This is a genomic window from Dyella marensis (genome assembly GCF_900112865.1).
Classification (GTDB): Bacteria; Pseudomonadota; Gammaproteobacteria; order Xanthomonadales; family Rhodanobacteraceae; genus Dyella_D; species Dyella_D marensis_A.
The window spans coordinates 81278-103282 of the sequence record NZ_FONH01000005.1 but is presented as its reverse complement, the minus strand read 5'-3'; the positions used below and the strand labels follow the sequence as shown (position 1 = coordinate 103282).

The following is a 22005-nucleotide window of genomic DNA, read 5'->3' as shown; positions in this document are numbered from 1 at the left end:
GCGGGCGCCCCAACATCGATAATCGCCGGATGCTGCATGTCATCCTGTTCAATCCCGAGATCCCGCCGAACACCGGCAATGTCATTCGTCTCTGCGCCAATACGGGCGCCTCGCTGCACCTGATCCGGCCGCTGGGTTTCGAGCTCGACGATGCGCGCCTGCGCCGCGCCGGCCTGGACTACCACGAGTACGCCGACCTGGCCGTCCACGACGACCTGGACCGCTGCCTTGCCGCCCTGGCCCATCCGCGCGTGTTCGCGTTCTCCACCCGCGGTCGCGTCGCGCATGTGGATGCGCGCTTCGCGCCCGGCGACGCGCTGCTGTTCGGTTGCGAGACTGCCGGCCTGCCCGGCGCCGTGCTGGACGCCATTCCCGAAGACTGCCGCCTGCGCCTGCCGATGCGTCCGCACAGCCGCAGCCTCAATCTCTCCAACACCGTCGCGGTCGCCGTATACGAGGCGTGGCGCCAGCTGGGTTTCGACGGCGCGGCCTGATGCCTGCCGCAGGGCGAGTCCGCGCGCCCTGCCGCTACAATGCCGGCCCATGACCGCACCCGCTCCCCGCCCCTTGCTGCCGCGCCCGCTGCGCGTGATCGCCGGCCGCGCGCTCGAGACCGCGCTGAACCATGTGCTCTCGCTCGATCCCGACACCGTGCAGCGCCTGTCCGCGCTCGACGGACGCAGCGTGCAGCTGCACCTGGAAGGGCCGGCGCTGACCCTGGCGATCACCGTGCACGAAGGCCGCCTCAAGGTCGGCCCCGGCCGCGAGGACAGCCACCTGCGCGTGCGCGCCACCCCGGGCAGCCTGCTGGCGATGGCGCTGCGGCGCGATGACGAAGGCGTGGCGCCGGGCAAGGTCGATATCGCCGGCGATGCGGAGCTCGCGCGCCGCCTGGAAAAACTGGCATCGAAGTTCGCTCCCGATTTCGAAGAAGCCTTCACCCGCACCTTCGGCGACGTGCTCGGCGTGCCGCTGGCCAAGGCGGTGCGCGAGGCGCTGGCGCATGCGCGCGAAAGCGGCAGCCACCTGGCTGAGGACAGCGCCGACTGGCTGCGCGACGAAGTGCGCGTGGCCGCCGCGCCGGGCGAAGTGGAAGGTTTCCTCGACGGCGTGGATGCCTTGCGCGAGCGCAGCGAACGCCTGGCATCGCGCCTGGCGCGGCTGGAACAGAAGCTCAAAGGAAACGCCGCGTGACGCCGCTGAAATTCGTGCCGCGCGTGCTGCGCGTCGCCTCGGTGCTGCTGGCCTATCGCCTCGACGAACTGGTCGACGCCGCCCATCTGTTCCGTCCGCTGAAACTGCTGCGCCCATTCCTGGCCAAGCCGCGCGCCGACGTGGCCAACCTGCCGCGCGGCGCGCGCCTGCGGCTGGCCCTGACCGAACTGGGGCCGATCTTCGTCAAGGCCGGCCAGGTGCTGTCGACGCGGCGCGACCTGGTGCCAGGCGATATCGCCGACGAACTGGCCCTGCTGCAGGACCAGGTACCGCCCTTCCCCGGCGCCGAGGCACGCGCGATCGTCGAGCGCGAACTGAAGGCCCCGGTGACGCAGCTGTTCGCGCGCTTCGACGAAACGCCGCTGGCCTCGGCTTCGATCGCGCAGGTGCATGCCGCGCTGCTGCCCGATGGCCGCGAAGTAGTGGTCAAGGTGCTGCGCCCGGGCATCGATGCGCGCATCGCGCGCGACGTCGCCCTGCTGCATTCGCTGGGCGAGCTGGCGCAGCGCTGGCATCCGAACGCCGACAAGATCCGCCCGCTCGACGTGGTGGCGGAAGTCGAAAAGATGCTGGAAAACGAGCTGGATCTGCAGCGCGAAGGCGCCAGCGCGAGCCTGCTGCGGCGTAATTTCGAAAGCGGCGTGGACCTGTACGTCCCGGAAGTGCACTGGGAACTGACCGCCGAGCGCGTGCTGACCCTTGAGCGCGTCAATGGCGTCAGCTGCGACGACATCGCGGCGATCGACGCCGCCGGCGTGGACCGCAAGACGCTCGCTGCCAAGGGCGTGCGCGTGTTCTACGAGCAGGTGTTCCGCGACAATTTCTTCCATGCCGACGCGCATCCGGGAAACATCTGGGTCGACGTGACGCGCTCGACCGAGCCGCGCTTCATCGCGCTGGACTTCGGCATCATGGGTTCGCTGCCGGAGGCCGACCAGTACTGGCTGGCGCAGAATTTCATCGCGCTGTTCGAGCGCGACTACGCGCGCATCGCGCAGCTGCACGTCGATGCCGGCTGGATGCCGAACACCGTGCGCATGGACGAGCTGGAAGCGGCGGTGCGCACGGTGTGCGAGCCCTATTTCACCCGCCCGTTGTCGCAGATTTCGCTGGCCGAGCTGGTGGTCAAGCTGTTCCAGACCGCGCGCCGCTTCGAGCTGACCCTGCAGCCGCAGCTGATCCTGCTGCAGAAGACCCTGCTGAACATCGAAGGCGTCGGACGCATGCTCGATCCGGACATCGATATCTGGGCCGTCGCGCATCCGGTGCTCAAGCGCATCCTGCGCGAGCGCTACAGCCCGCGCCGCACGCTGCGCGAGATGCGCAAGCGGGTGCCGGAGTGGTTCCATGCGGCGCCGCAGTTTCCGGAGCTGATCCGCGACGCGCTGCGCCAGGTGGCGCGCGGCGAGCAGCGCCGGCTGGCCGATCCGCTGGAACTGGCGCAGCGCCAGGAAACTGCGCACCGGCAGCAGCGCACGATCGGCGCGGGCCTGTTCGGCAGTGCCCTGCTGGTGAGCGCCACCGTGCTGTGGACGCAGGCGCCGCAGCATGGCGCGTGGCTGCCGCTCGGCGTGGCCATCGCCGGGCTGTTTTCGTTTATCGCCGGATGGCCCAGGCGCTGACGCCAGCCGCGCCGCAACACGCATGACCGTTCTCGACCTCATCTACCAGGACGACGCGCTGATCGCGGTGAACAAGCCCGCCGGCCTCGCCGTGCATCGCTCCAAGCTGGTCGGCCCCGCCGACGAGTTCCTGATCGACCTGCTGCGCGAGCAGGTCGGCGGCACCGTGAACCTGGCGCACCGGCTGGACCGTGCGACCAGCGGCGTGCTGCTGGTGGCGCGCTCCGCCGAGATCGCCGCCGCGCTGGGCGAGCAGTTCATGGGTCGCGACGTGCACAAGCAATACCTCGCCGTGGTGCGCGGCTGGCCGGAGCCGGACGAGGCGCTGATCGACTACCCGCTGCCCGGTGCGCGCGACACCGGCCCGCGCCGCGATGCGCGCACGCGCTATCGCCGGCTGGCCACGGTGGAAGTGCCGATCGCGCTGGGCCGCTATCCGCAGCAGCGCTACGGCATGGTGCTGGCGGAACCGGAAACCGGCCGCTTCCGCCAGATCCGCAAGCACATGGCGCATGTCCACCATCCGGTGATCGGCGATTGCCAGCACGGCCGCAGCGATCACAATCGGCTGTACAAGCAGTACTTCGGCTGCCACCGCATGCTGCTGCATGCGTGGCGGGTGAGCTTCGCGCATCCCGTCAGCGGCGCGCCGATGCGATTGGAAGCACCGCTGGATGCCGCTTTTGCGGGTGTGCTGGAACGCTTCGGCTGGGCCCTGCCCGAGATCCCCTGAAGGCGGATGGGCGGGCCGCCCCGCCCCCGCTACACTGCGCGCCATGCTTACCGTCAGCCGATCCCTAGCGCTGCCCGAGACCGAGCTGACCGAGCGCTTCCTGCGCGCCGACGGCCCCGGTGGCCAGCACGTCAATCGCACCGAAAGCGCGGTGGAACTGCGCTTCGATGTCGCGCGCTCGCCCTCGCTGCCCGACCCGGTGCGCGAGCGCCTGCTGGCGCGCCGCGACCGCCGCCTCACCGAGGACGGCGTGCTGGTGATCCAGGCGCGCCGCTTCCGCGACCAGGCGCGCAACCGCGAGGACGCGCGCGAACGCCTGGTCGAGATCATCCGCGCCGTACTGGTGCCGCCCAAGCCGCGCGTCGCCACCAAGCCGTCGCGCGCCTCCAAGGAGCGCCGCCTGGCCGGCAAGCAGCAACGCGGGAAGATCAAGCAGACGCGTTCGCGCAACTGGAGTTCCGAATGAGCCGTCCACCGGTGGTCCCGCCGACCCCGCCCTCGGCGCCGAAGCTGCAGAGCCGCTTCTGGCCGTGGTTCTCGCGCGGCGTGCTGCGGCTGTGCGGCTGGCGCCTGCTGGGCGAGCTGCCGGACGTGCCCAAGCTGATCCTGATCGGCGCGCCGCATTCCTCGTACTGGGACGGCCTGTGGGGCCTGCTGATGAAGATCGGCATCGGCATCGAGGTCAACATCATGATCAAGCGCGAGGTGCTGGACGGCCCGCTCGGCATCATCCTGCGCCCGATCGGCATGATCGCGATCAACCGCAAGGCCGCGCTCAACGTGGTGGGGCAGATGGTCGAGCGCTTCCGGCAGCGCGAGCGGATGTGGCTGGGTATCACGCCAGAGGGCACGCGCAAGCCGGTCAAGGAATGGAAGTCCGGCTTCCTGCGCATCGCGCACGAGGCGAATGTGCCAATCCAGACGTTGTTTATCGACTATCCGACGAAGACTTTCACGTTGGGGCCGGTGGTGCGCGCAACCGGCGACCACGACGCAGACATGGCGAAGATCCGCGTGCTTTTTGCGCCGTATCGCGGCAAGCATCGCAACGCATGAGCTGAAACCCTTCTCCCTCCGGGAGCACGCGGGGAGCGCACATGGATGTGCGCGGCTCTGAGGAGCGAGGAAGGTGGCGGCAGCCGGATGAGGGTGCGGGCGGAGCGATACGCATCACTCTTGCGCTCCGCCCGTCCCCTCACCCCAACCCCTCTCCCGATGGGAGAGGGGCTCTACGCATCGGCACTCGGAGGCATCCATGGAATCACTCGGCATCCAGCATTTCGGCGCCTTCGTGCTGGCTTGCATCGCGCTGGCGTTGACGCCCGGCCTGGACACCTTCTACATCCTGGCCCGCAGCGGCCGCGAAGGACGCACGGTAGGCATGGCCGCGGTGCTGGGCATCAATGCCGGCTGCATCGTGCATACGCTGGCGGCGGTGCTGGGCATCTCGGCGATCCTGATGACCTCGGCGCTGGCGTTCGCGGCGCTGAAGTATCTGGGCGCGGCCTATCTGGTATGGGTCGGCCTGCGCATGCTGCTGGCCAGGCAGAGCGCGCGCCAGCCGACGGTGACCCGCGGCCGCGGCCTGAGCGCGGCGTTCCGCCAGGGCATGCTGACCAATGTGCTGAATCCGAAGGTGGCGTTGTTCTTCCTGGCCTTCCTGCCGCAGTTCGTATCGATGCAGGCGCCGCATCCGCAGTGGGGACTGGCGGTGCTCGGCGTGAGCTTCATCGGCGTCGGCATGCTGTGGTCGATGGTGCTGGCGATGCTGGGCGGCCAGGTGCACCGGCTGCTCGATGCGCGCCCGCACCTGGGGCAGTGGATGGACCGCGCCTGCGGCACGGTGCTGCTGGGCTTCGGCATCCGCCTGGCGATGCAGCGCCAGCAGTAACGCTCGGCGTAGGTTGGGGTGGGCCGCAGGCGAACCCCAACGGATCTGCATGCGCATGCGCCTGTTGGGGTTCGCCGGTGGCTCACCCCAACCTACCGTTCGGAGTGGCCCGGCTCGTCGTAGTCGCGATGGGTCAGCAGGCCGGGCCGGATCAGATCGATGAAAGCCCGCGCTTCCGCGCTGAGGAATTTCCCCTTGCGCATCACCACGCCGTAGGCGCGCTGCGGGAAGTACTGCCGCAGGTTGCGCACGGCCAGCCGCACGCGGTCGGCCTCGGTGATGCAGATGCCGGTGACGATGGAAATCCCCAGGCCCATCGCGACGTATTCCTTGATCACGTCCCAGCCGCCGACTTCGATCGCCACCTGGTATGGCACCTGCCGCTGCTGGAACACCAGGTCCACCAGCCGGTAGGTGGACAGGCGCTGCGGCGGCAGGATCAGGCCGTAGGGCGAGAGATCTTCCAGCCGGATCGCGTCCTTCGCCGCCAGCGGGTGATCCCGCGGCGTGATCAGCATCGGGTCGTAGTGATAGACCGGCGCCCAGGCGATGTCATTGGGCACGTCCAGCATCGAGCCCACCGCGAAATCCGCCTCGTCCGCGCGCAGCAGGGCCAGGCCGTCCTTGCCGGTGACGTTCGCCAGCTGCAGCTGCACCGCCGGGTAGTGCTCGCGGTAGCGGCGCACCAGGTCCGGCAGCAGGTACTGGATGGTCGAGGTGCCGGCGGCGATGGTCAGGCGGCCGCTCTGCAAGCCCTTCACCTTGGCCTGGAAGTCGCGGTCCAGCGATTCCCAGCCTTCCACCAGCGGGCGCGCCAGCTCGTATAGCGCCTCGCCGGCGTCGGTGAGATTGATGCGGCGCCGGCTGCGTTCCAGCAGGCGGGTACCGAGCTCCCGCTCCAGCGCCTGCAGCTGCAGGCTCACGCTCGGCTGCGACAGGAACAGCGCCTCGGCGGCGCGGGTCAGGGTGCCGAGCTTCACCGTGTAGACAAAGGCGCGCAGCTGCTTCTGGCGGTTGCCCTTGTAGTAGAAGCGCGCCTGTCCCTCGGCGGGGGCGACATCACCGGCGCGGCGTCGCGGGACCGATTTTCGGCCTTTGCGGGGCTTGTTCAGCTTGTCGGATGCCTTGGTCAAGGCTTTCTGCTCAATGAGTTAGAAAGATCATTAGCTTTGCCAATATCTAAAATTGAAACATTCGCTTTGTCAAAGCCAATCTCCGCGACCTAGTGTCACCCCATCGTCATCAGTGGAGTGAAGCCATGGCCGTCCCCCAAGAACGCCTGCCCCAGTCGTCGATCCGGATCGAGGGCGAGACCGGCCCCGGCCACGAGAGCATCCTGACCCCCGCGGCCCTGGCCTTCCTGGCCGATCTGCACCACCGCTTCAACGATCGCCGGCTGGACCTGCTGGCGGCCCGCCGCACCCGCCAGGCCCGCTACGACGCCGGGGAGCTGCCCGACTTCCGCGCCGACACCCTGGCCATCCGCGAGGGCCGGTGGACGGTCGGCAAGATCCCCGCCGCCCTGCAGGACCGCCGCGTGGAGATCACCGGCCCGGTCGAGCGCAAGATGATCATCAATGCGCTGAACTCCGGCGCGAAGGTGTTCATGGCCGACTTCGAGGACTCCAGCGCACCCACGCTGGCCAACCAGTTCGACGGCCAGATCAACCTGCGCGACGCCGTCAACGGCACCATCGGTTACACCTCGCCGGAAGGGAAGACCTACCGCGTCGGCCACGATCCCGCCGTGCTGGTGGTCCGTCCGCGCGGCTGGCACCTGCCGGAGCGGCACCTGACGGTGGACGGCGAGCCGATGTCCGGCGCTCTGGTCGACTTCGGCCTGTACGCCTTCCACAACGCCCGCGCCCTGCAGGCGCGCGACCGCGGCCCGTACTTCTACCTGCCCAAGCTGGAGGCGATGGAAGAAGCCGCGCTGTGGCACGAGGCGATGGCCGCCGCCGAGGAGGCGCTGGGCCTGCCGGCGCACTGCATGAAGGCCACCGTGCTGATCGAGACGCTGCCGGCGGTGTTCCAGATGCACGAGATCCTGCATGCGCTGCGCGAGCGTGCGGTCGGCCTCAATTGCGGGCGCTGGGATTACATCTTTTCCTACCTGAAGACCTTCCGCGGCCACCGCGACCGCCTGCTGCCGGAGCGCGGCCAGGTGCTGATGACGGTGCCGTTCCTGAAGGCCTATTCGGAGCTGCTGATCCAGACCTGCCATCGCCGCGGCGCCTTCGCCATGGGCGGCATGGCGGCGCAGATTCCGATCAAGGGCGACGAAGCGGCCAACGAGGCAGCCCTGGCCAAGGTGCGCGCCGACAAGCTGCGCGAAGTGCAGGCCGGCCACGACGGCACCTGGGTCGCGCATCCGGCGCTGGTGCCGGTGGCGCGGGAGATCTTCGACCAGTACATGCCCTCGCCGAACCAGCTCAACGTGGCGCGTGCCGACGTGCAGGCCAGCCGCGACCAGCTGATCGCGCCCTGCGCCGGCACCATCAGCCGCGCCGGCTTCGACAACAACGTGGAAGTGGCGCTGCGCTATACCGCCGCCTGGCTGGACGGGCTGGGCTGCGTGCCGATCCATCACCTGATGGAGGACGCCGCCACTGCCGAGATCGCCCGCGCGCAGTTGTGGCAGTGGCTCCACCATCCTGGAAATCCGGCCGGCGGGACGCCGGCCGGAGACGGCCTCGAATTCACCGACCACGCGCCGATCGACTTCGCGCTGTTCGACCAGGCGCTGGCCGCGCATACGCACCGCCTGCGCGCCAGCACGCATCCCGGCGCCGCGCGCGCCGACGACGCCGCGGCGCTGCTCGCCACGCTGACCCATGCCGAACAGCTCGGCGACTTCCTCACCCTGCCCGCCTACGACCGCCTCGCCTGAGCGCGACGCCGCCTTTCGTTACCAGGAGTCACGACATGAAGAACAACTTGCCCACCGCCGAGCAGATCACCCTCGACTGGCAGAACAATCCGCGCTGGAACGGCGTGCGCCGCAACTACACCGCAGCGGACGTGGTGCGCCTGCGCGGCACCGTGCCGGTCGAGCATTCGATCGCCCGCCACGGCGCGGAGCGGTTGTGGAAGTCGCTGCAGCAGGAGGACTTCGTCAACGCGCTCGGCGCGCTGACCGGCAACCAGGCCATGCAGCAGGTGAAGGCCGGCCTCAAGGCGATCTATCTCAGCGGCTGGCAGGTCGCCGCCGACGCCAACCTCGCCGGCGAGATGTATCCGGACCAGTCGCTGTATCCGGCCAACTCGGTGCCGCAGGTGGTCAAGCGCATCAACAACACCTTGCTGCGCGCGGACCAGCTGCACCACGCCGAGGGCAACGACGAGATCGACTGGATGGTGCCGATCGTGGCCGACGCGGAAGCGGGTTTCGGCGGCGTGCTCAATGCGTTCGAGCTGATGAAGGCGATGATCGAGGCCGGTGCCTCCGGCGTGCACTTCGAGGACCAGCTGGCCTCGGTGAAGAAGTGCGGCCACATGGGCGGCAAGGTGCTGGTGCCGACGCGCGAGGCGGTCGACAAGCTCACCGCCGCGCGCCTGGCCGCCGACGTGCTCGGCGTGCCCACCTTGCTGGTGGCGCGCACCGACGCCGACGCGGCGGACCTGCTCACCTCCGATATCGACGACAACGATCGCCCCTTCGTCACCGGCGAGCGCACCGTCGAAGGCTTCTTCCGCGTGCGCCCCGGCCTGGACCAGGCGATCAGCCGCGGCCTGGCCTATGCGCCCTACGCCGACCTGGTGTGGTGCGAGACCAGCAAGCCGAACCTGGAGGAAGCGCGCAGGTTCGCCGAGGCGATCCACGCGCAGTTCCCCGGCAAGCTGCTGGCCTACAACTGCTCGCCGAGCTTCAACTGGAAGAAGAACCTGGATGACGCCACCATCGCCAGGTTCCAGCGCGAACTGGGCGCGATGGGCTACAAGTTCCAGTTCATCACCCTCGCCGGCTTCCACAGCCTCAACTACGGCATGTTCGACCTGGCGCACGGTTATGCGCGCCGCCAGATGAGCGCCTTCGTGGAACTGCAGGAGCGCGAATTCGCCGCGGCCGAGCGCGGCTTTACTGCGGTGAAGCACCAGCGCGAGGTGGGCACCGGCTATTTCGACCAGGTCACCCAGGCGATCCAGCAGGGGCAGTCATCGACCACGGCGTTGAAGGGTTCCACCGAGGAAGCGCAATTCCATGCGCGGCGCGCTTCGGCGGCCTGATCGAGCAAACCACTTGGCGTGGCGCCGGCAGGGATGCTGGCGCGGGAGCCGGCGGGTCCGCCCGCCGGCTCCCGCCATGCAGGGAGGCTTGCCAGCGAAGCGCGCAGTCTCGTCGCCACGAAAACCTGGGCGCTATCGGCGTCTGAAACGAAGGAAGGGATGACCCGGAGGGAAAGGCCAAACCCCGGTATCGGACGGGGGGAGGGAGGGGAACCGATACCGGGGTGGCGGAGACGGAGTCCATAAGAGAACTCGTCGGTGCAGATATTAGCCCGAATCCGAGCCGAGTCAATACCGGACGGTACACAAATTCGTCGCCGCACCTTAATGGCTTGATTTGAAAGGCTAGAACCGCCGGTATTGCAGCGCTTCGGCGAGATGGACGCGGGCCAGCGAGGCCGCCCCGCCATCCAGGTCGGCGATGGTGCGCGCCACGCGCAGGGTGCGGTGGTAGGCGCGGGCGGACAGGCCCAGACGCTCGAGCGCCGCTTCGAACCAGGTCCGTTCGGTGGGACCGAGGGCGCAGTCACGCTCCAGTTCGCGTGTGCTGATCTCTGCGTTGGAGCGTCCGGCACGTTGCATGGCGTGGTGGCGTGCGGCCAGCACGCGGGCGCGGACGGTAGCGGAATCCTCGTCGTGTTCGCCGCGGGTGGCGCCCAGTTCGCTCAGCGGCTGGCGCGGCACGTCCACGCACAGGTCGATGCGGTCCAGCAGCGGGCCGGAGACGCGGCCGCGGTAGCGCTGCACCTGGTCCGGCGTGCAGCGGCAGCGTTCGCGCGGATCGCCCGCATAACCGCAGGGACAAGGATTCATCGCCGCGACCAGCTGGAACTGCGCCGGGAACGTCGACTGCCGCGCCGCGCGCGAGATCACGATGGAACCGGATTCCAACGGTTCGCGCAGCACGTCCAGCACATGCCGGGTGAATTCCGGCAGCTCGTCCAGGAACAGCACGCCGTGATGCGCCAGCGAGATCTCCCCCGGCCGCGGATGCGAACCGCCGCCGACCAGGGCGACGGCGGATGCGGTGTGATGCGGCGAGCGGAACGGTCGGCGACGCCACCGTCCCGCCTCGACCGGCTGCCCGGATACCGACAGCACGGCACAGGTTTCCAGCGCCTCCGATTCGCTCAGCGGCGGCAGGATGCCGGGCAGGCGTTCGGCCAGCATGGTCTTGCCGGTGCCGGGCGGGCCGACCAGCAGCAGGTGATGTCCGCCGGCGGCGGCGATCTCCAGCGCGCGGCGGGCGTGACGCTGGCCGCGCACGTCGCGCAGGTCGGGGCCGTCGCCGGCCACCTCGTCATTGGCGGGAGCCGCTGCCGGGGTCGGCAGGTCCTGCGTGCCGCGCAGCCAGCCGCAGACCTCGGCCAGCGAATCGGCGACGCGCACGTCGGCATCCGAGATCAATGCCGCCTCCGCTGCGTTGGCGCGAGGCACGACGACCTTGCGGCCGCGTGCACGGGCGCGCATCAACGCCGGCAAGACACCGGAAACGCCGCGCAGTGCGCCGGAGAGCGCCAGCTCGCCGAGGAATTCACAGTTGTCGAGCCGCTCGCGCGGCACCTGGTTGCCGGCGGCGAGGATGCCCAGCGCGATCGCCAGATCGAAGCGGCCGCCATCCTTGGGCAGCTCGGCCGGGGCCAGGTTCACGGTGACCCGGCGGTTGGGATACTCGAACGCGGTGTTCTGGATCGCCACCCGCACCCGGTCGCGCGCCTCGCGCACGGCGGCCTCGGGCAGGCCGACGATGTTGGTGCCGGGCAGGCCGCCGGACAGATGCACCTCCACCATCACCTGGGGAGCGGCCACACCCTCCTGGGCGCGACTGAGGGTGACGGCAAGACTCATGGGCAGGTGCTGATGGTTCCGGAGCGGGCAAAGAATGACCGCCCCCGGTCGTTCTCGGGGTGAGGGTGACGGACCGGGGACGGCTCCCGGGAGGGAGAAGTGCTAGCCCCCGCGCGATGCGGCGAGCGCCTCCAGATCGGCCACTCGTCGCTCCAAGGCTTCCACTCTTGCTCGCGTACGGGCGAGCAGGAGGGTCTGGACGTCGAACTCCTCGCGGGTGACTAGGTCGAGGCGGCGCAGTCCCTGCGCAAGGACATCGGAAAAGTTGGCGCGGAGGTCCTCATGCGCCTGAGCCAATCCTGGCGGAACCAACGAGGCAAGTCGTAAGGCAAGCTGATCGATATCCTGCCTATCCATCATGGATAGCACCTCGAACTCGTCGGAAAGAAGTCTAAGTAACTGCTGTGTTCGTGCGCCATCGGCGGGCTCCGCTGCTGCTTGTAGGGATTTTCCTACACGTCGTGCTCACAGGCGACAAATCCGCCCCCGGCCGGGCAAAATGCCGCTCCCCGGGGGCATCTGCCGCCCGCTGTCTTGTGACGAGGAATTCCCATGAAGCTGGTGGTGGCGATCATCAAACCCTTCAAGCTCGACGATGTGCGCGAGGCGCTGGCCGAAGTGGGCGTGCAGGGCATCACGGTGACCGAAGTGAAGGGCTTCGGCCGCCAGAAGGGCCATACCGAGCTCTACCGCGGCGCCGAGTACGTGGTCGACTTCCTGCCCAAGATCAAGCTGGAAGTGGCGGTAGCGGACGAGCAGCTGGAGCGCGTGGTCGAAGCCATCTCCCAGGCCGCCCGCACCGGCAAGATCGGCGACGGCAAGATCTTCGTCAGCGCGCTGGACCAGGTGATCCGCATCCGCACCGGCGAGCTGGACAACGACGCGCTCTGAGTCAGTCCGCCGTGGCCGAGAGGCCACGTTCCCGCTGGAAACGCCGGTGGTGCACCAGCAAGCCGGTGAAATACACCAGGTAGTAGCCGACCATCAGCCCGAACACCGCCAGGGTAAGCGGGCTGCCGATCGGCGGCGCGTGCCCGGCGGCCAGCGCCGGATCCTTGACCTGCGGCATCACCTCGACGAAGCGCCAGGCCAGGCGGCCGACCAGCAGCAAGGTCAGGCCCGCGCCGATCCACGGATTGGGAATATAGACATCGGCGCCCTCCGCGTTCTGGCCGAAGGTGGTCAGGCGCAGGCCCACCGTCCCCAGCACCGCGCCGCCGGCGATGCCGCAGGCCAGGCCCGCCAGCAGCATCGGGTTGTACAGCCCGGTCAGGGCGAACAGTACGGTCACCGCAGCGAAGATCGCGATGCGCGCGATCATGCGTTTGCGCCGGATCGGCTGCGGCCCGAAGTTGCCGCGCACGCGCCGGTAGATGGCGAAGGCCGCCAGCGGAACCATCAGCGCGGGAATCATGTTCGGAGCCATGGCCGGCACTCGTTGGTGGAAGATGGCGCAGCCTAGCGCCCGGGATGTTGCACGACGACTGACGCCACGCAGCCATCGCGGGTGACACGCGTCACCCGCCCGGCGCACGCCCTTACCTGGCCTTGCCCTGGTTGGCCACCGCGGCCATCTTCGCCGCGATCGCCTCGGCATCGCCCAGGTAGTAGTGGCGCAGCGGCTTGAGGTTCTCGTCGAATTCGTACACCAGCGGCACGCCGTTGGGGATGTTCAGCTCGACGATGTCCTCGTCGGAAATCCCGTCCAGGTACTTCACCAGCGCGCGCAGCGAATTGCCGTGCGCTGCCACCACCACGCGCTGGCCGGCGCGGATCGCCGGCGCCAGCACTTCGTGCCAGTACGGCAGCACGCGGGCCACGGTGTCCTTGAGGCATTCGGTGTCGGGGATCAGCGCGGGATCCAGCCCGGCATAGCGCGGATCGTGCACCGACTCGTTGTCGGCGCGCTCCAGCGCCGGCGGCGGGATGTCGTAGCTGCGGCGCCAGACCTTGACCTGGTCCTCGCCGAACTTGGCCGCGGTCTCGGCCTTGTTGAGGCCGGTCAGCGCGCCGTAGTGGCGCTCGTTGAGGCGCCAGTCGGTGAGCACCGGAATCCACATCAGGCCCATCTCGTCCTGCACGCCCCACAGCGTGCGCACCGCGCGCTTGAGCACCGAGGTATGCGCCACGTCGAAGCTGTAGCCGGCTTCCTTGAGCAGGCGGCCCGCTTCCTTCGCCTCTTCCAGGCCCTGCGCGGTGAGGTCGACGTCGGCCCAGCCGCTGAAGCGGTTGTCGAGGTTCCACTGGGATTGGCCGTGGCGGATCAGTACGAGTTTGTGCATGGCGGGCATCGGCTGGAGGGAAGGCGGCGAAGTGAAGACGGCATGGTGAAGCCCGCCTTCCGGCCCGTCAAATCGGCCTTCCCCTGTCGAAGGTCATGCTAAACCCCGCCCCGCGCCGGAGCATCCTAGGCAGGTCATTCACTCACGGAGTTCCGCCATGCGCCGTACCCTGCTCACCCTGGCCCTCGTCCTCGCGCTGCCGCTGGCCGCCCACGCCCGGGACAACGATATCGACAAGGTCAACGGCGCGGTCCGCGTCGAGGCCGGCCAGCAGGCCGGCGACGTCAGCTCGGTCAACGGCTCGGTGCACGTCGGCGAGCGCGCCACGGTGCAGAAGGCCAGCACCGTCAACGGCTCGGTGGAACTGGGCGAGCGCGCGCAGGCTGCCGAGGTGGAGACCGTCAACGGCTCCGCCACCCTGGGCGCCGGCGCCAAGGTCAGCGGCGAAGTCAGCACCACTAACGGCGCGATCCGCCTGGGCAAGGGCGCGGACGTGGCCGGCAAGGTCGGCAACGTCAACGGCCGCATCAATCTCGAGGGCGCGCATATCGGCCACGGCATCGAGACGGTCAACGGCAGCATCTATGTCGGCGCCGATTCGCGCATCGAAGGCGGCATCCTGGTCGACAAGCCCAGCGGCTGGTTCAACAGCAACAACCGCCCGCCGCACGTGGTGATCGGCCCGCACGCCGTGGTGCAGGGCACGCTGGAATTCCGCCGCGAAGTGATCCTGCAGGTCAGCGACAGTGCGCAGATCGGCCCGGTCAAGGGCGCGACGGCGACCAAGTTCTCCGGCGAGATGCCGTCGGACGACTGAGCATGACGAAGCGGGTCGCCCTCGATGGCGCGGCCCGCTTCGCTTCAAAGCCAGTCGCGCGGCTTGAGGTAGTCCTGCAGCCGCGCTTCCGCCGAGCCGGGCTCCGGCGTGTAGGCATATTCGAAGCGCACGCGCGGCGGCAGGCTCATCAGGATCGATTCGGTACGCCCGCCCGACTGCAGGCCGAACAGCGTGCCGCGGTCGTAGACCAGGTTGAATTCCACGTAGCGCCCGCGCCGGTACAACTGGAACTCGCGCTCGCGCTCGCCGTACGGCGTGTCCTTGCGGCGCTCGGCGATCGGCAGGTAGGCATCGAGGAAGCCCTGCCCCACCGCCTTGGTGAAATCGAAGCAGCGCTCGAAGCCGCCTTCGTTCAAGTCGTCGTAGAACAGGCCGCCGACGCCGCGCGTCTCGGCGCGATGCTTCAGATAGAAGTACTCGTCGCACCACTTCTTGTAGCGCGGATATACGTCCGCACCGAACGGCACGCACAGGTCGCGCGCCACCGTATGCCAGTGCGCCGCGTCCTCGTCGAACGGATAGAACGGCGTGAGATCGAAGCCGCCGCCGAACCACCACACCGGCTCCAGGCCCTCCTTGCTCGCTTCGAAATAACGCACGTTGGCGTGCGTGGTCGGCAGGTAGGGATTGCGCGGATGCAGCACCAGCGACACGCCGGTGGCGACGAAGCCGCCACCGGCCAGCTCCGGCCGGTGCGCGGTGGCGCTGGGCGGCAGCTGGCTGCCGTGCACCAGGGAGAAATTCACGCCGGCCTGCTCGAACACCGCGCCGTCGCGCAGCACGCGCGTGCGGCCGCCACCGCCGGCCGGACGCGTCCACGCGTCCTCCACGAAACTCGCCTTGCCGTCCAGCTGTTCGACCGCGGCGCAGATGCGATCCTGCAGCTCGCGCAGGAACTGTTCGACTCGGTCGGTTTGCTGGCTCATCGGGACATCCGGGTGGGTGGGGAACGGCGGGAGCTTAGCAAGCCCATCGCGTACCCGGCTGCGACCTCGCGCCGCGGTCTAGCGCACGCGCATCAAGAGCCGCGCAGCGCCGATCCGCCGCGCCCAGCGCAGGCCCAGGTCGATCCACATCACATAGGCCGCCTCCGCGAGCAGCCGGAGCGCGATGCGCCGGTCCAGGCGCAGACGTTCTTCCGCGGCCACCGGCACGCTCGCCGCGAAACCCAGCCAGCGCGCCAGCAGCAGGCAGCGCGGCAGGTGATAGCGACTGGTCACCAGCGCCACCGGCGGCAGCGCCTCGGTGTGTTCCTCGTGGCGCAACAGACTGCGCGCATGGCGCAGGTTGTCCAGCGAATCGGTGGAGGCCTGTTCCAGCCGCGGCGCAAGACCGGCGGGCAGACCGTGCGCGCGCAGCCAGGCCAGCCCGGCTTCGGCCTCGCTGATGCGGCCGCCGCTGCAGCCGCCGAGCAGGAGCATGCGCTCGACCTGTCCCGCCTGCGCCAGCGCCAGCGCGCGCGCCAGGCGCTGCTGGTAATCGCGCTCCGGCCGGTCGCCGGCCAGCTTGCGCCCGAACACCAGCACGTCGCGCCGGTCCGGCGGCGCCAGCGCGCTGCGCGCGGCCACCCGCCACACGAAGACCAGGTAGCCGACCCACACCAGGCCCAGGCTCAGCACCATCGCCACGCCCACCACCACCGCGACATGCAGCAGGTCGCGGCGGCGCGCATGGCGCCAGGGACCGCGTTTCAGAGGGGCGAGGATGGAGGACACGGATGGGCCCGGCAAAAGGCCAGCAGTGTGGGCAAGGCTTATGAAAGCCGCAATGGAGATAGTGGGCGGAAATATGAACGTAAGAACCGGCCGCACTGGGCGCACCCCACGGCCCCCCGCTAGGCTCCCGCGATGCCCCGACCCATGATTCCTCTTGCCGTCAGCGCCTATACCGTGACGTCCGCGCTGGGCCGCGGCCTGGCCGATCATCGCCAGGCGCTCGAAGCCGCGCGCGGCGGCCTGCGTCCGAACGATTTCGGCGACGCGCCGCTGGCCTGCTGGATCGGCCGCGTCGACGGCGTCGAAGACGCACCGCTGCCGGACGCGCTGGCCGAGTGGGAATGCCGCAACAACCGGCTGGCCTGGCTGGGCCTGCAGCAGGACGGTTTCCTCGGGCGCGCCCAAGCGGCGATCGCACGCTACGGCGCCGCGCGCGTCGCGCTGGTGCTGGGCACGTCCACCGCCAGCATCGGCGCCACCGAGGAAGGCTACCGGCGCCTCGACGACGGCCGCATGCCGGCCGGGCTGGCGCGCCCCGGCCTGCACATGCCGCACTCGCTCACCGCCTTCGTCGCCGAAGCGCTCGGCCTGCAGGGGCCGGCGCTGACGGTGTCGACCGCGTGCTCGTCCAGCGCCAAGGTCTTCGCCAGCGCCGAACGCCTGATCCGCCTGGGAGTGGCCGATGCCGCCCTGGTCGGCGGCGTCGACACGCTGTGCGGCAGCGTGCTGTTCGGCTTCAACTCGCTGGAGCTGGTGTCGCCGGAGCGCTGCCGCCCGTTCGATCGCGCGCGCCGCGGCCTGTCGCTCGGCGAGGCCGCCGGCTTCGCCCTGCTCGAGCGCACCGGGGCCGCGCCCGCTTCGCCGCGCCTGCTCGGCTACGGCGAAGCCAGCGATGCGCACCACATGTCCACGCCGCATCCGGAAGGGCTCGGCGCGGAACTGGCGCTGCGCGATGCGCTGGCGCGCGCCAGCCTCGACGCCGCGCAGGTCGATTACATCAACCTGCACGGCACCGCGAGCCAGAAGAACGACGAAGTCGAAGCTGCGCTGATCGGCCGCATTTTCCCCGCCGGCACGCGCGCCAGTTCCACCAAGGGCTATACCGGACACACGCTGGGCGCGGCCGGCATCGTCGAGGCGGCGTTCGCGCTGCTCGCGCTGGAGCACGGCTTCGTGCCGGGCAACCTCGGCGGCGACGAGCCCGATCCGGCCTGCGGTCCGCAGTTCGCGTGGAGCGGCGAACGACGCGACGTACGCATCGCCTTGAGCAATTCTTTCGGTTTCGGCGGCAACAATGCCTGCCTGGCATTCGGCAAGGCAACGGCATGAGCGAGTTGCGCATTTACGTGGAAGGCATTGGCGTGTGGTCGCCGCAGCTGGCGGACTTCGCCGCGCTGCGCAGCTGGCTGCAAGGCACGCCGTCGCCCGCGCCCGCCGCGCGCCCGCCGGCGGCGACGCTGCCGGCGAACGAACGCCGCCGCGCACCGGAAAGCGTGCTGCTGGCAATCGAAGTGGCCGGCCAGGCGGTGGCGATGAGCGGACGCGACGCGGCAACACTGGCCTGCGTGTTCGGTTCCGCCTTCGGCGACCTCAGCATCACCGACTACATGTGCCAGACGCTGGCGCAGACGCCGGCCGAGCTGTCGCCGACGCGCTTCCACAACTCGGTGCACAACGCGCCCGCCGGCTATTGGACCATCGCCACCGGCTGCCATGCGCCGTCCTCGGCGGTATGCGCGTGGCACGACACGGTCGGCGCCGGCCTGCTGGAAGCCGCGGCGATGGCGCTGGCGGACGAGCGGCCGGTGCTGTTCGTCTGCGGCGACGTGGCGGCCGCCGGCCCGCTGGCGCCGATCACCGGCAGCGCGCAAGCCTTCGGCTGCGCCTTCGTGGTGACGCCGGAAGTCTCGCCGCGCAGCATCGCCGCGCTGTCGCTGCGCACCGTTCCGCAGCACGGCGGCATGCCGCGCGGACGGTCCGCGCTGCCCGCCGCCTGGTACGAAGGCAATGCCACGGCCAATGCGGCGCTGCCGCTGCTTGCCGTTTTGGCAGGCCATAACCGTCATTGTCAGATGGCCGCGGCGGGAAAGCTGGGCCTGGAAATTGTCATGGAGAACGTCGCTTGAATGCCCCGGGCAACCGCTGGTGTGTACTTATCCCCTGCCTCAACGAAGAGGCGGCCATCGAAGAGGTGGTCGGCTCGGCCATCGCGCTCGGCGCGCCGGTCATCGTGGTCGATGACGGTTCCGACGACCGCACGCCGGAGCTCCTCGCGCGCCTGCCGGTGACGCTGTTGCGCCACCAGCAGCGCCGCGGCAAGGGCGAGGCGCTGCGCACCGGCTTCCGCGAAGCGCTGCGCCAGGGCTTCGACGCCGTGGTCACCATGGACGGCGATGGCCAGCACCTGGCCAGCGACGTGCCGCGCATCGTCGCCGCCGCGCAGCGCTATCCGCGCCACATCGTGATCGGCGCGCGCCTGATCGACAAGGCGCAGCAGCCGAAGGCGCGCCGCCTCGCCAACGCCTTCGCCGACTGGGGCATTTCCTGGGCCTGCGCGCAGCCGGTCGCCGATACGCAGAGCGGCCAGCGCTGGTATCCGCGCGCGGCGCTGGACCTGGCCGATCTGCCGGCGGAGAACTTCGTGTTCGAAGCGGCGATCCTGATCGCCGCCTCGCGCGAGAAGGGCCTGGGCGTGGCCTCGGTGCCGATCGCCTCGCGCTACCAGGACGAGTTCCGTCTCAGCCACTTCAATCCGGTGCGCGACGTGGTGCGCATCACCAGCTACACGGTGGGGCGCGTGCTGCATTACGGCGACGTCTGGAACAGCTATCGCCGTTCGCGCGCCAGCCAGCCGATCGTGTTCGATACCGCCGCGCCGGCGCGCTGAGGCCGGCCCGGGCTCAGCCGACGTAGATCACCGCCGCGCGTCCGCTGGCCAGGACGCGCCCGGCCTGCTCCACGCGAAACGCGTACTGCGCGCCGGCTTCATCGGCGAACAGCTGTTCCGCATGGACGTCCAGACGCCCCGCGTGCGGATCGACATGGTCCACCGCCAGCATCACCTCGCGCAGGCTGACCAGCCGGCCCTGCCTTACCGACGCATCGCCGCGTGCGCGCGCCTCGAGCGCGCCGTGCACCGCCATGGCCTGCGCGCCGTATTCGGCCAGGTGCACGGCGTGCAGGCCTTGCGCGGAACGCAAAGGATTCGTGGGAGCTGCATGCCGCTCGCTGATGGCATGCAGCGTGGTGGCGTCCCACGCCAGCACCGCATCGAGCAGGCACATCTCGCCCGCATGCGGAATCAGCTGCGCCCAGTCAGTCCGTTCGAGCATGCGGCGCCATCAGGGTGGAAAGGCAGAAATGGAAGGCCACGCCCAGGCTCACGGTGAGGCCGATGGCGCGCAGCACCGGGATGCTGCTCCAGGCGAACATGCCGAACACCAGCAGCGCGGAGGCGACGCAGACCAGGGTGGCGTGCAGGGTGCGGCGCTGCTCGGCGACCTCGTCCGTGTCGCGCTCGAAGAACAGCGCGTAGTGCAGGCCCAGGCCGGCGGCGAGGGTCAGCGCGACCAGGTGGAACAGCGAGATCTCCACGCCGGCGGCGCGCTCCACCGCCAGCACCAGGAAGGTGGCCAGGGTCATCGGCGCCAGCACCCGCCAGGCACGGCGCCAGCCGCGCAGGGCGAACGATACGGTCAGCACCAGCAGCACGGCGGCGATGGCCAGCGCGTGCAGGATGCGCACGCGATAGTCGGCGACCAATGATTCCGCCGCCGCCTTGAGATCCAGTACGCGCACGGCGCCGCCGCTGTCCTTCGCCAGCGCGTCGAGCGCGGCGACGTCATGCACGCCGCTGAGCGTGCCCAGGCCCAGCCACTGGTGTTCGCGCTGCACCAGCATGGCGGCCAGGCGCTGGCCCAGCGCGCTGCGCGCGAACGCCTCCGGCGTCAGCGGCGGCAAGGCCTTGGCTTTCGCCACGTCGGCCAGGAAGGGCTCGAACAGATCCTGGCGGAACGGCATGCCCTGCGTGGCCGCGGCGAGCGAGGCGCGCAATGCCACGGCATCGGGCAGCCTGCGCTGGCGCTCCTGCTGGGTGGCGATGCTGGGCAGGTAGCGCGAGGGCAGTTCGATCGCATCGGCGGCGTGGCGCGCCACCAGTGCATCGACCTCAGGTTCCAGCTGCTCCGACAGGCGCAGCACGCTTTGCGCATCGGCAGCCTGCAGCACCAGCAGGTAGCGCACGTCGGGCGCGCCGAGCGCTTCGCGCAGGCGCGCATCGCGCTGCAGCAGGTCCGGCGGCAGCGGCGTCAGCGCGGCGAGATTGTTCTGCCAGAACGCGCCCGGCGCGACGGCCAGCGCGATCACGATCGCGACGGCCACCGCCGCCGGCAGCCAGCGCGGGCGCGGCAGGCGGTCGAAGAAGCCGCGTGCGCGCGCCAGCCAGGGCATGTCCGCCACGTCGCGCACCTGCGCCGGCAGCAGGCGCGGCAGCAGATAGCGCGTGCACAGGCCGGCCACCAGCAGGCCGGTAATGGTGAACACCGCCAGCTGCTGCAGGCCGTTCACGCCCGAGGCGTAGAACGCCAGGTAGGCGATGCAGGCCGAGGCGATCGCGGTCAGCAGCAGCGGCCACAGCGCGCGTACGCTGGCCACGGCGTTCTCGCCGGCGCGCCGGTGGCTCAGCACGCGGATGGGATATTCCTGCGCCACGCCGAGCAGGGTGAAACCGAAGGCGAGCGTGATGCCATGCACCTGCGGGAAGACCAGTACCAGCGCGGCGATGCCCCCCAGCGCGGCGCTGGCGATCGGCAGCGCCGACAGCAGCAGCGAACCGAAGCTGCGATAGGCCAGCAGCAGCAGCAGGATGAAGCCCGCGGTGGACACGTTGCCGATCCACTCCGCCTCGTGCCGCGTGTGCTCACCCACCACCACGCTGAAATAGCCGGGGCCGCTGATGCTCAGATGCGCGCCGCCGGTCTTGGACAGGCGACGGAACGCCTGCTCGATGCCGTTCATCGCCTCGCCCTGCGCGGCCGGATCGAAACCCGCGGCCTTGGTCTGCACCACCAGCAGGGCTTCGCCCTTGGGCGAGAACCACACGCCTTCGCGCACGTCCGGCGTATGCGCCGGGGTCCAGCGCTCGGCCAGCTTCAGCACTTCCAGGGTGGGATCGCGCGGCAGCAGGCCTTTCAGCAGCGTGGCGGCGGGAGAGGAGAGATCGTCGAGGCGCTGGTCCAGCTGGTCGGCGAGGAAAGCCTGGTCGTAGCGCTCATGGTCGAGCGTCGGCGACAGCAGGTAACGGTAAGGCAGCAGCTGCTCGTCCAGCGCGGCCAGGTCGAAGCTGCCGTTGAGCACTTGCGTGTAGCGCGGATCGCCGCGCAGCGCACCGGCCAGGCCCTGGCTCAGTCCGGCCAGCGTCGCGTCGTCGCCGCCGTCGATCGCCAGCAGCAGCAGGCGCGAACCCGGACCATCGCCGACCTGCTCCATCAGCAGCCGCTGCTCGAACGTGGTCGGCGCGGGCATGAAGTCGCGCAGGTCGCCGCTCACCTTCAGCCGCTGCGCCACCAGCAGGCCCAGGCCGGCCAGCGCCAGCAGCCACAGCGCGAGCAGCAGCGCCTTCCCCGTGCGCGGCAT

At 69.7% G+C, this 22005-nt stretch carries 23 protein-coding genes; 14 read left to right on the top strand and 9 right to left on the bottom strand.

Features of this window, described 5'->3' with window-relative positions; all coding sequences use genetic code 11:
* Positions 1–29 precede the first annotated feature (29 nt).
* The 7 genes from BM172_RS10010 (at position 30) to BM172_RS09980 (ending at position 5461) form a co-directional block, all read left to right on the top strand.
* Complete coding sequence (locus BM172_RS10010; RefSeq protein ID WP_026635400.1) at positions 30–494, top strand: tRNA (cytidine(34)-2'-O)-methyltransferase; 465 nt, start codon at positions 30–32, stop codon at positions 492–494.
* Positions 495–543: 49 nt separating this feature from the next.
* Positions 544–1194 (top strand): ubiquinone biosynthesis accessory factor UbiJ, encoded by a 651-nt coding sequence (locus tag BM172_RS10005; protein ID WP_026635399.1) that lies wholly within the window; start codon positions 544–546, stop codon positions 1192–1194.
* A complete protein-coding gene (gene ubiB, locus BM172_RS10000) occupies positions 1191–2837 on the top strand; it encodes a ubiquinone biosynthesis regulatory protein kinase UbiB (RefSeq protein ID WP_026635398.1) in 1647 nt (548 codons plus the stop codon). The genes BM172_RS10005 and ubiB overlap by 4 nt, the downstream gene beginning before the upstream one ends.
* Positions 2838–2859: 22 nt before the next feature.
* Positions 2860–3570, top strand: a complete 711-nt coding sequence (locus BM172_RS09995; RefSeq protein WP_026635397.1) for a pseudouridine synthase — start codon at positions 2860–2862, stop codon at positions 3568–3570.
* Between the two features lie 43 nt (positions 3571–3613).
* Positions 3614–4036, top strand: a complete 423-nt coding sequence (gene arfB, locus BM172_RS09990; protein ID WP_026635396.1) for an alternative ribosome rescue aminoacyl-tRNA hydrolase ArfB — start codon at positions 3614–3616, stop codon at positions 4034–4036.
* Entirely contained in the window at positions 4033–4626 is a 594-nt protein-coding gene (locus BM172_RS09985; protein ID WP_026635395.1) for a 1-acyl-sn-glycerol-3-phosphate acyltransferase, read from the top strand. The genes arfB and BM172_RS09985 overlap by 4 nt, the downstream gene beginning before the upstream one ends.
* A 199-nt stretch (positions 4627–4825) precedes the next feature.
* On the top strand, positions 4826–5461 hold the full coding sequence (locus tag BM172_RS09980; RefSeq protein WP_026635394.1) for a LysE family translocator: 636 nt from the start codon (positions 4826–4828) through the stop codon (positions 5459–5461).
* A gap of 92 nt (positions 5462–5553) precedes the next feature.
* On the opposite strand, the gene BM172_RS09975 is transcribed toward BM172_RS09980, so the two are convergent.
* Positions 5554–6594 (bottom strand): LysR family transcriptional regulator, encoded by a 1041-nt coding sequence (locus tag BM172_RS09975; RefSeq protein WP_026635393.1) that lies wholly within the window; start codon positions 6592–6594, stop codon positions 5554–5556.
* A 125-nt stretch (positions 6595–6719) separates the two neighbouring features.
* Between BM172_RS09975 and aceB the strand changes: the two genes are divergently transcribed.
* Together aceB and aceA are read left to right on the top strand one after the other, a co-directional pair.
* On the top strand, positions 6720–8351 hold the full coding sequence (gene aceB / locus BM172_RS09970) for a malate synthase A (RefSeq protein ID WP_026635392.1): 1632 nt from the start codon (positions 6720–6722) through the stop codon (positions 8349–8351).
* 35 nt (positions 8352–8386) lie between these two features.
* A complete protein-coding gene (aceA, locus tag BM172_RS09965; protein WP_026635391.1) occupies positions 8387–9688 on the top strand; it encodes an isocitrate lyase in 1302 nt (433 codons plus the stop codon).
* A 345-nt stretch (positions 9689–10033) separates the two neighbouring features.
* Here the strand turns inward: aceA and BM172_RS09960 are convergent, their stop codons facing one another.
* Both BM172_RS09960 and BM172_RS09955 read right to left on the bottom strand, forming a co-directional pair.
* The gene (locus BM172_RS09960; protein ID WP_026635390.1) at positions 10034–11536 is read right to left on the bottom strand and encodes a YifB family Mg chelatase-like AAA ATPase; all 1503 of its coding nucleotides are present in this window, start codon (positions 11534–11536) and stop codon (positions 10034–10036) included.
* Between the two features lie 102 nt (positions 11537–11638).
* Positions 11639–11896 carry an accessory factor UbiK family protein gene (locus BM172_RS09955; RefSeq protein WP_026635389.1) on the bottom strand — a complete coding sequence of 86 codons (258 nt, stop codon included), beginning with the start codon at positions 11894–11896 and terminating at the stop codon, positions 11639–11641.
* A 192-nt stretch (positions 11897–12088) separates the two neighbouring features.
* On the opposite strand from BM172_RS09955, the gene glnK reads away from it, so the two are divergent.
* The gene (glnK, locus tag BM172_RS09950; protein ID WP_026635388.1) at positions 12089–12427 is read left to right on the top strand and encodes a P-II family nitrogen regulator; all 339 of its coding nucleotides are present in this window, start codon (positions 12089–12091) and stop codon (positions 12425–12427) included.
* Position 12428: 1 nt separating this feature from the next.
* On the opposite strand, the gene BM172_RS09945 is transcribed toward glnK, so the two are convergent.
* Both BM172_RS09945 and gpmA read right to left on the bottom strand, forming a co-directional pair.
* A complete protein-coding gene (locus BM172_RS09945) occupies positions 12429–12962 on the bottom strand; it encodes a CcdC protein domain-containing protein (protein WP_090423574.1) in 534 nt (177 codons plus the stop codon).
* A gap of 112 nt (positions 12963–13074) precedes the next feature.
* Positions 13075–13818, bottom strand: a complete 744-nt coding sequence (gpmA, locus tag BM172_RS09940; RefSeq protein ID WP_026635386.1) for a 2,3-diphosphoglycerate-dependent phosphoglycerate mutase — start codon at positions 13816–13818, stop codon at positions 13075–13077.
* 157 nt (positions 13819–13975) lie between these two features.
* On the opposite strand from gpmA, the gene BM172_RS09935 reads away from it, so the two are divergent.
* Positions 13976–14635: a DUF4097 family beta strand repeat-containing protein gene (locus BM172_RS09935; protein WP_026635385.1), complete on the top strand. Its 660-nt coding sequence runs from the start codon at positions 13976–13978 to the stop codon at positions 14633–14635.
* Between the two features lie 44 nt (positions 14636–14679).
* Here the strand turns inward: BM172_RS09935 and hemF are convergent, their stop codons facing one another.
* Positions 14680–15582 carry an oxygen-dependent coproporphyrinogen oxidase gene (gene hemF, locus BM172_RS09930; protein WP_026635384.1) on the bottom strand — a complete coding sequence of 301 codons (903 nt, stop codon included), beginning with the start codon at positions 15580–15582 and terminating at the stop codon, positions 14680–14682.
* Between the two features lie 78 nt (positions 15583–15660).
* Positions 15661–16371 carry a YdcF family protein gene (locus BM172_RS09925; RefSeq protein ID WP_026635383.1) on the bottom strand — a complete coding sequence of 237 codons (711 nt, stop codon included), beginning with the start codon at positions 16369–16371 and terminating at the stop codon, positions 15661–15663.
* 144 nt (positions 16372–16515) lie between these two features.
* Here BM172_RS09925 and BM172_RS09920 point away from each other — a divergent pair, with 144 nt between their 5' ends.
* The 3 genes from BM172_RS09920 to BM172_RS09910 are packed head-to-tail and all read left to right on the top strand — an operon-like array spanning position 16516 to position 19258.
* Positions 16516–17700 (top strand): beta-ketoacyl-[acyl-carrier-protein] synthase family protein, encoded by a 1185-nt coding sequence (locus BM172_RS09920; protein ID WP_035323394.1) that lies wholly within the window; start codon positions 16516–16518, stop codon positions 17698–17700.
* The gene (locus BM172_RS09915) at positions 17697–18497 is read left to right on the top strand and encodes a beta-ketoacyl synthase chain length factor (protein ID WP_026635381.1); all 801 of its coding nucleotides are present in this window, start codon (positions 17697–17699) and stop codon (positions 18495–18497) included. Before BM172_RS09920 ends, BM172_RS09915 begins: the two co-directional genes overlap by 4 nt.
* Positions 18494–19258 (top strand): glycosyltransferase family 2 protein, encoded by a 765-nt coding sequence (locus tag BM172_RS09910; protein WP_026635380.1) that lies wholly within the window; start codon positions 18494–18496, stop codon positions 19256–19258. Before BM172_RS09915 ends, BM172_RS09910 begins: the two co-directional genes overlap by 4 nt.
* Positions 19259–19271: 13 nt before the next feature.
* Here the strand turns inward: BM172_RS09910 and BM172_RS09905 are convergent, their stop codons facing one another.
* On the bottom strand, positions 19272–19703 hold the full coding sequence (locus BM172_RS09905; protein ID WP_026635379.1) for a hotdog family protein: 432 nt from the start codon (positions 19701–19703) through the stop codon (positions 19272–19274).
* Entirely contained in the window at positions 19687–22005 is a 2319-nt protein-coding gene (locus BM172_RS09900) for an MMPL family transporter (RefSeq protein ID WP_026635378.1), read from the bottom strand. The genes BM172_RS09905 and BM172_RS09900 overlap by 17 nt, the downstream gene beginning before the upstream one ends.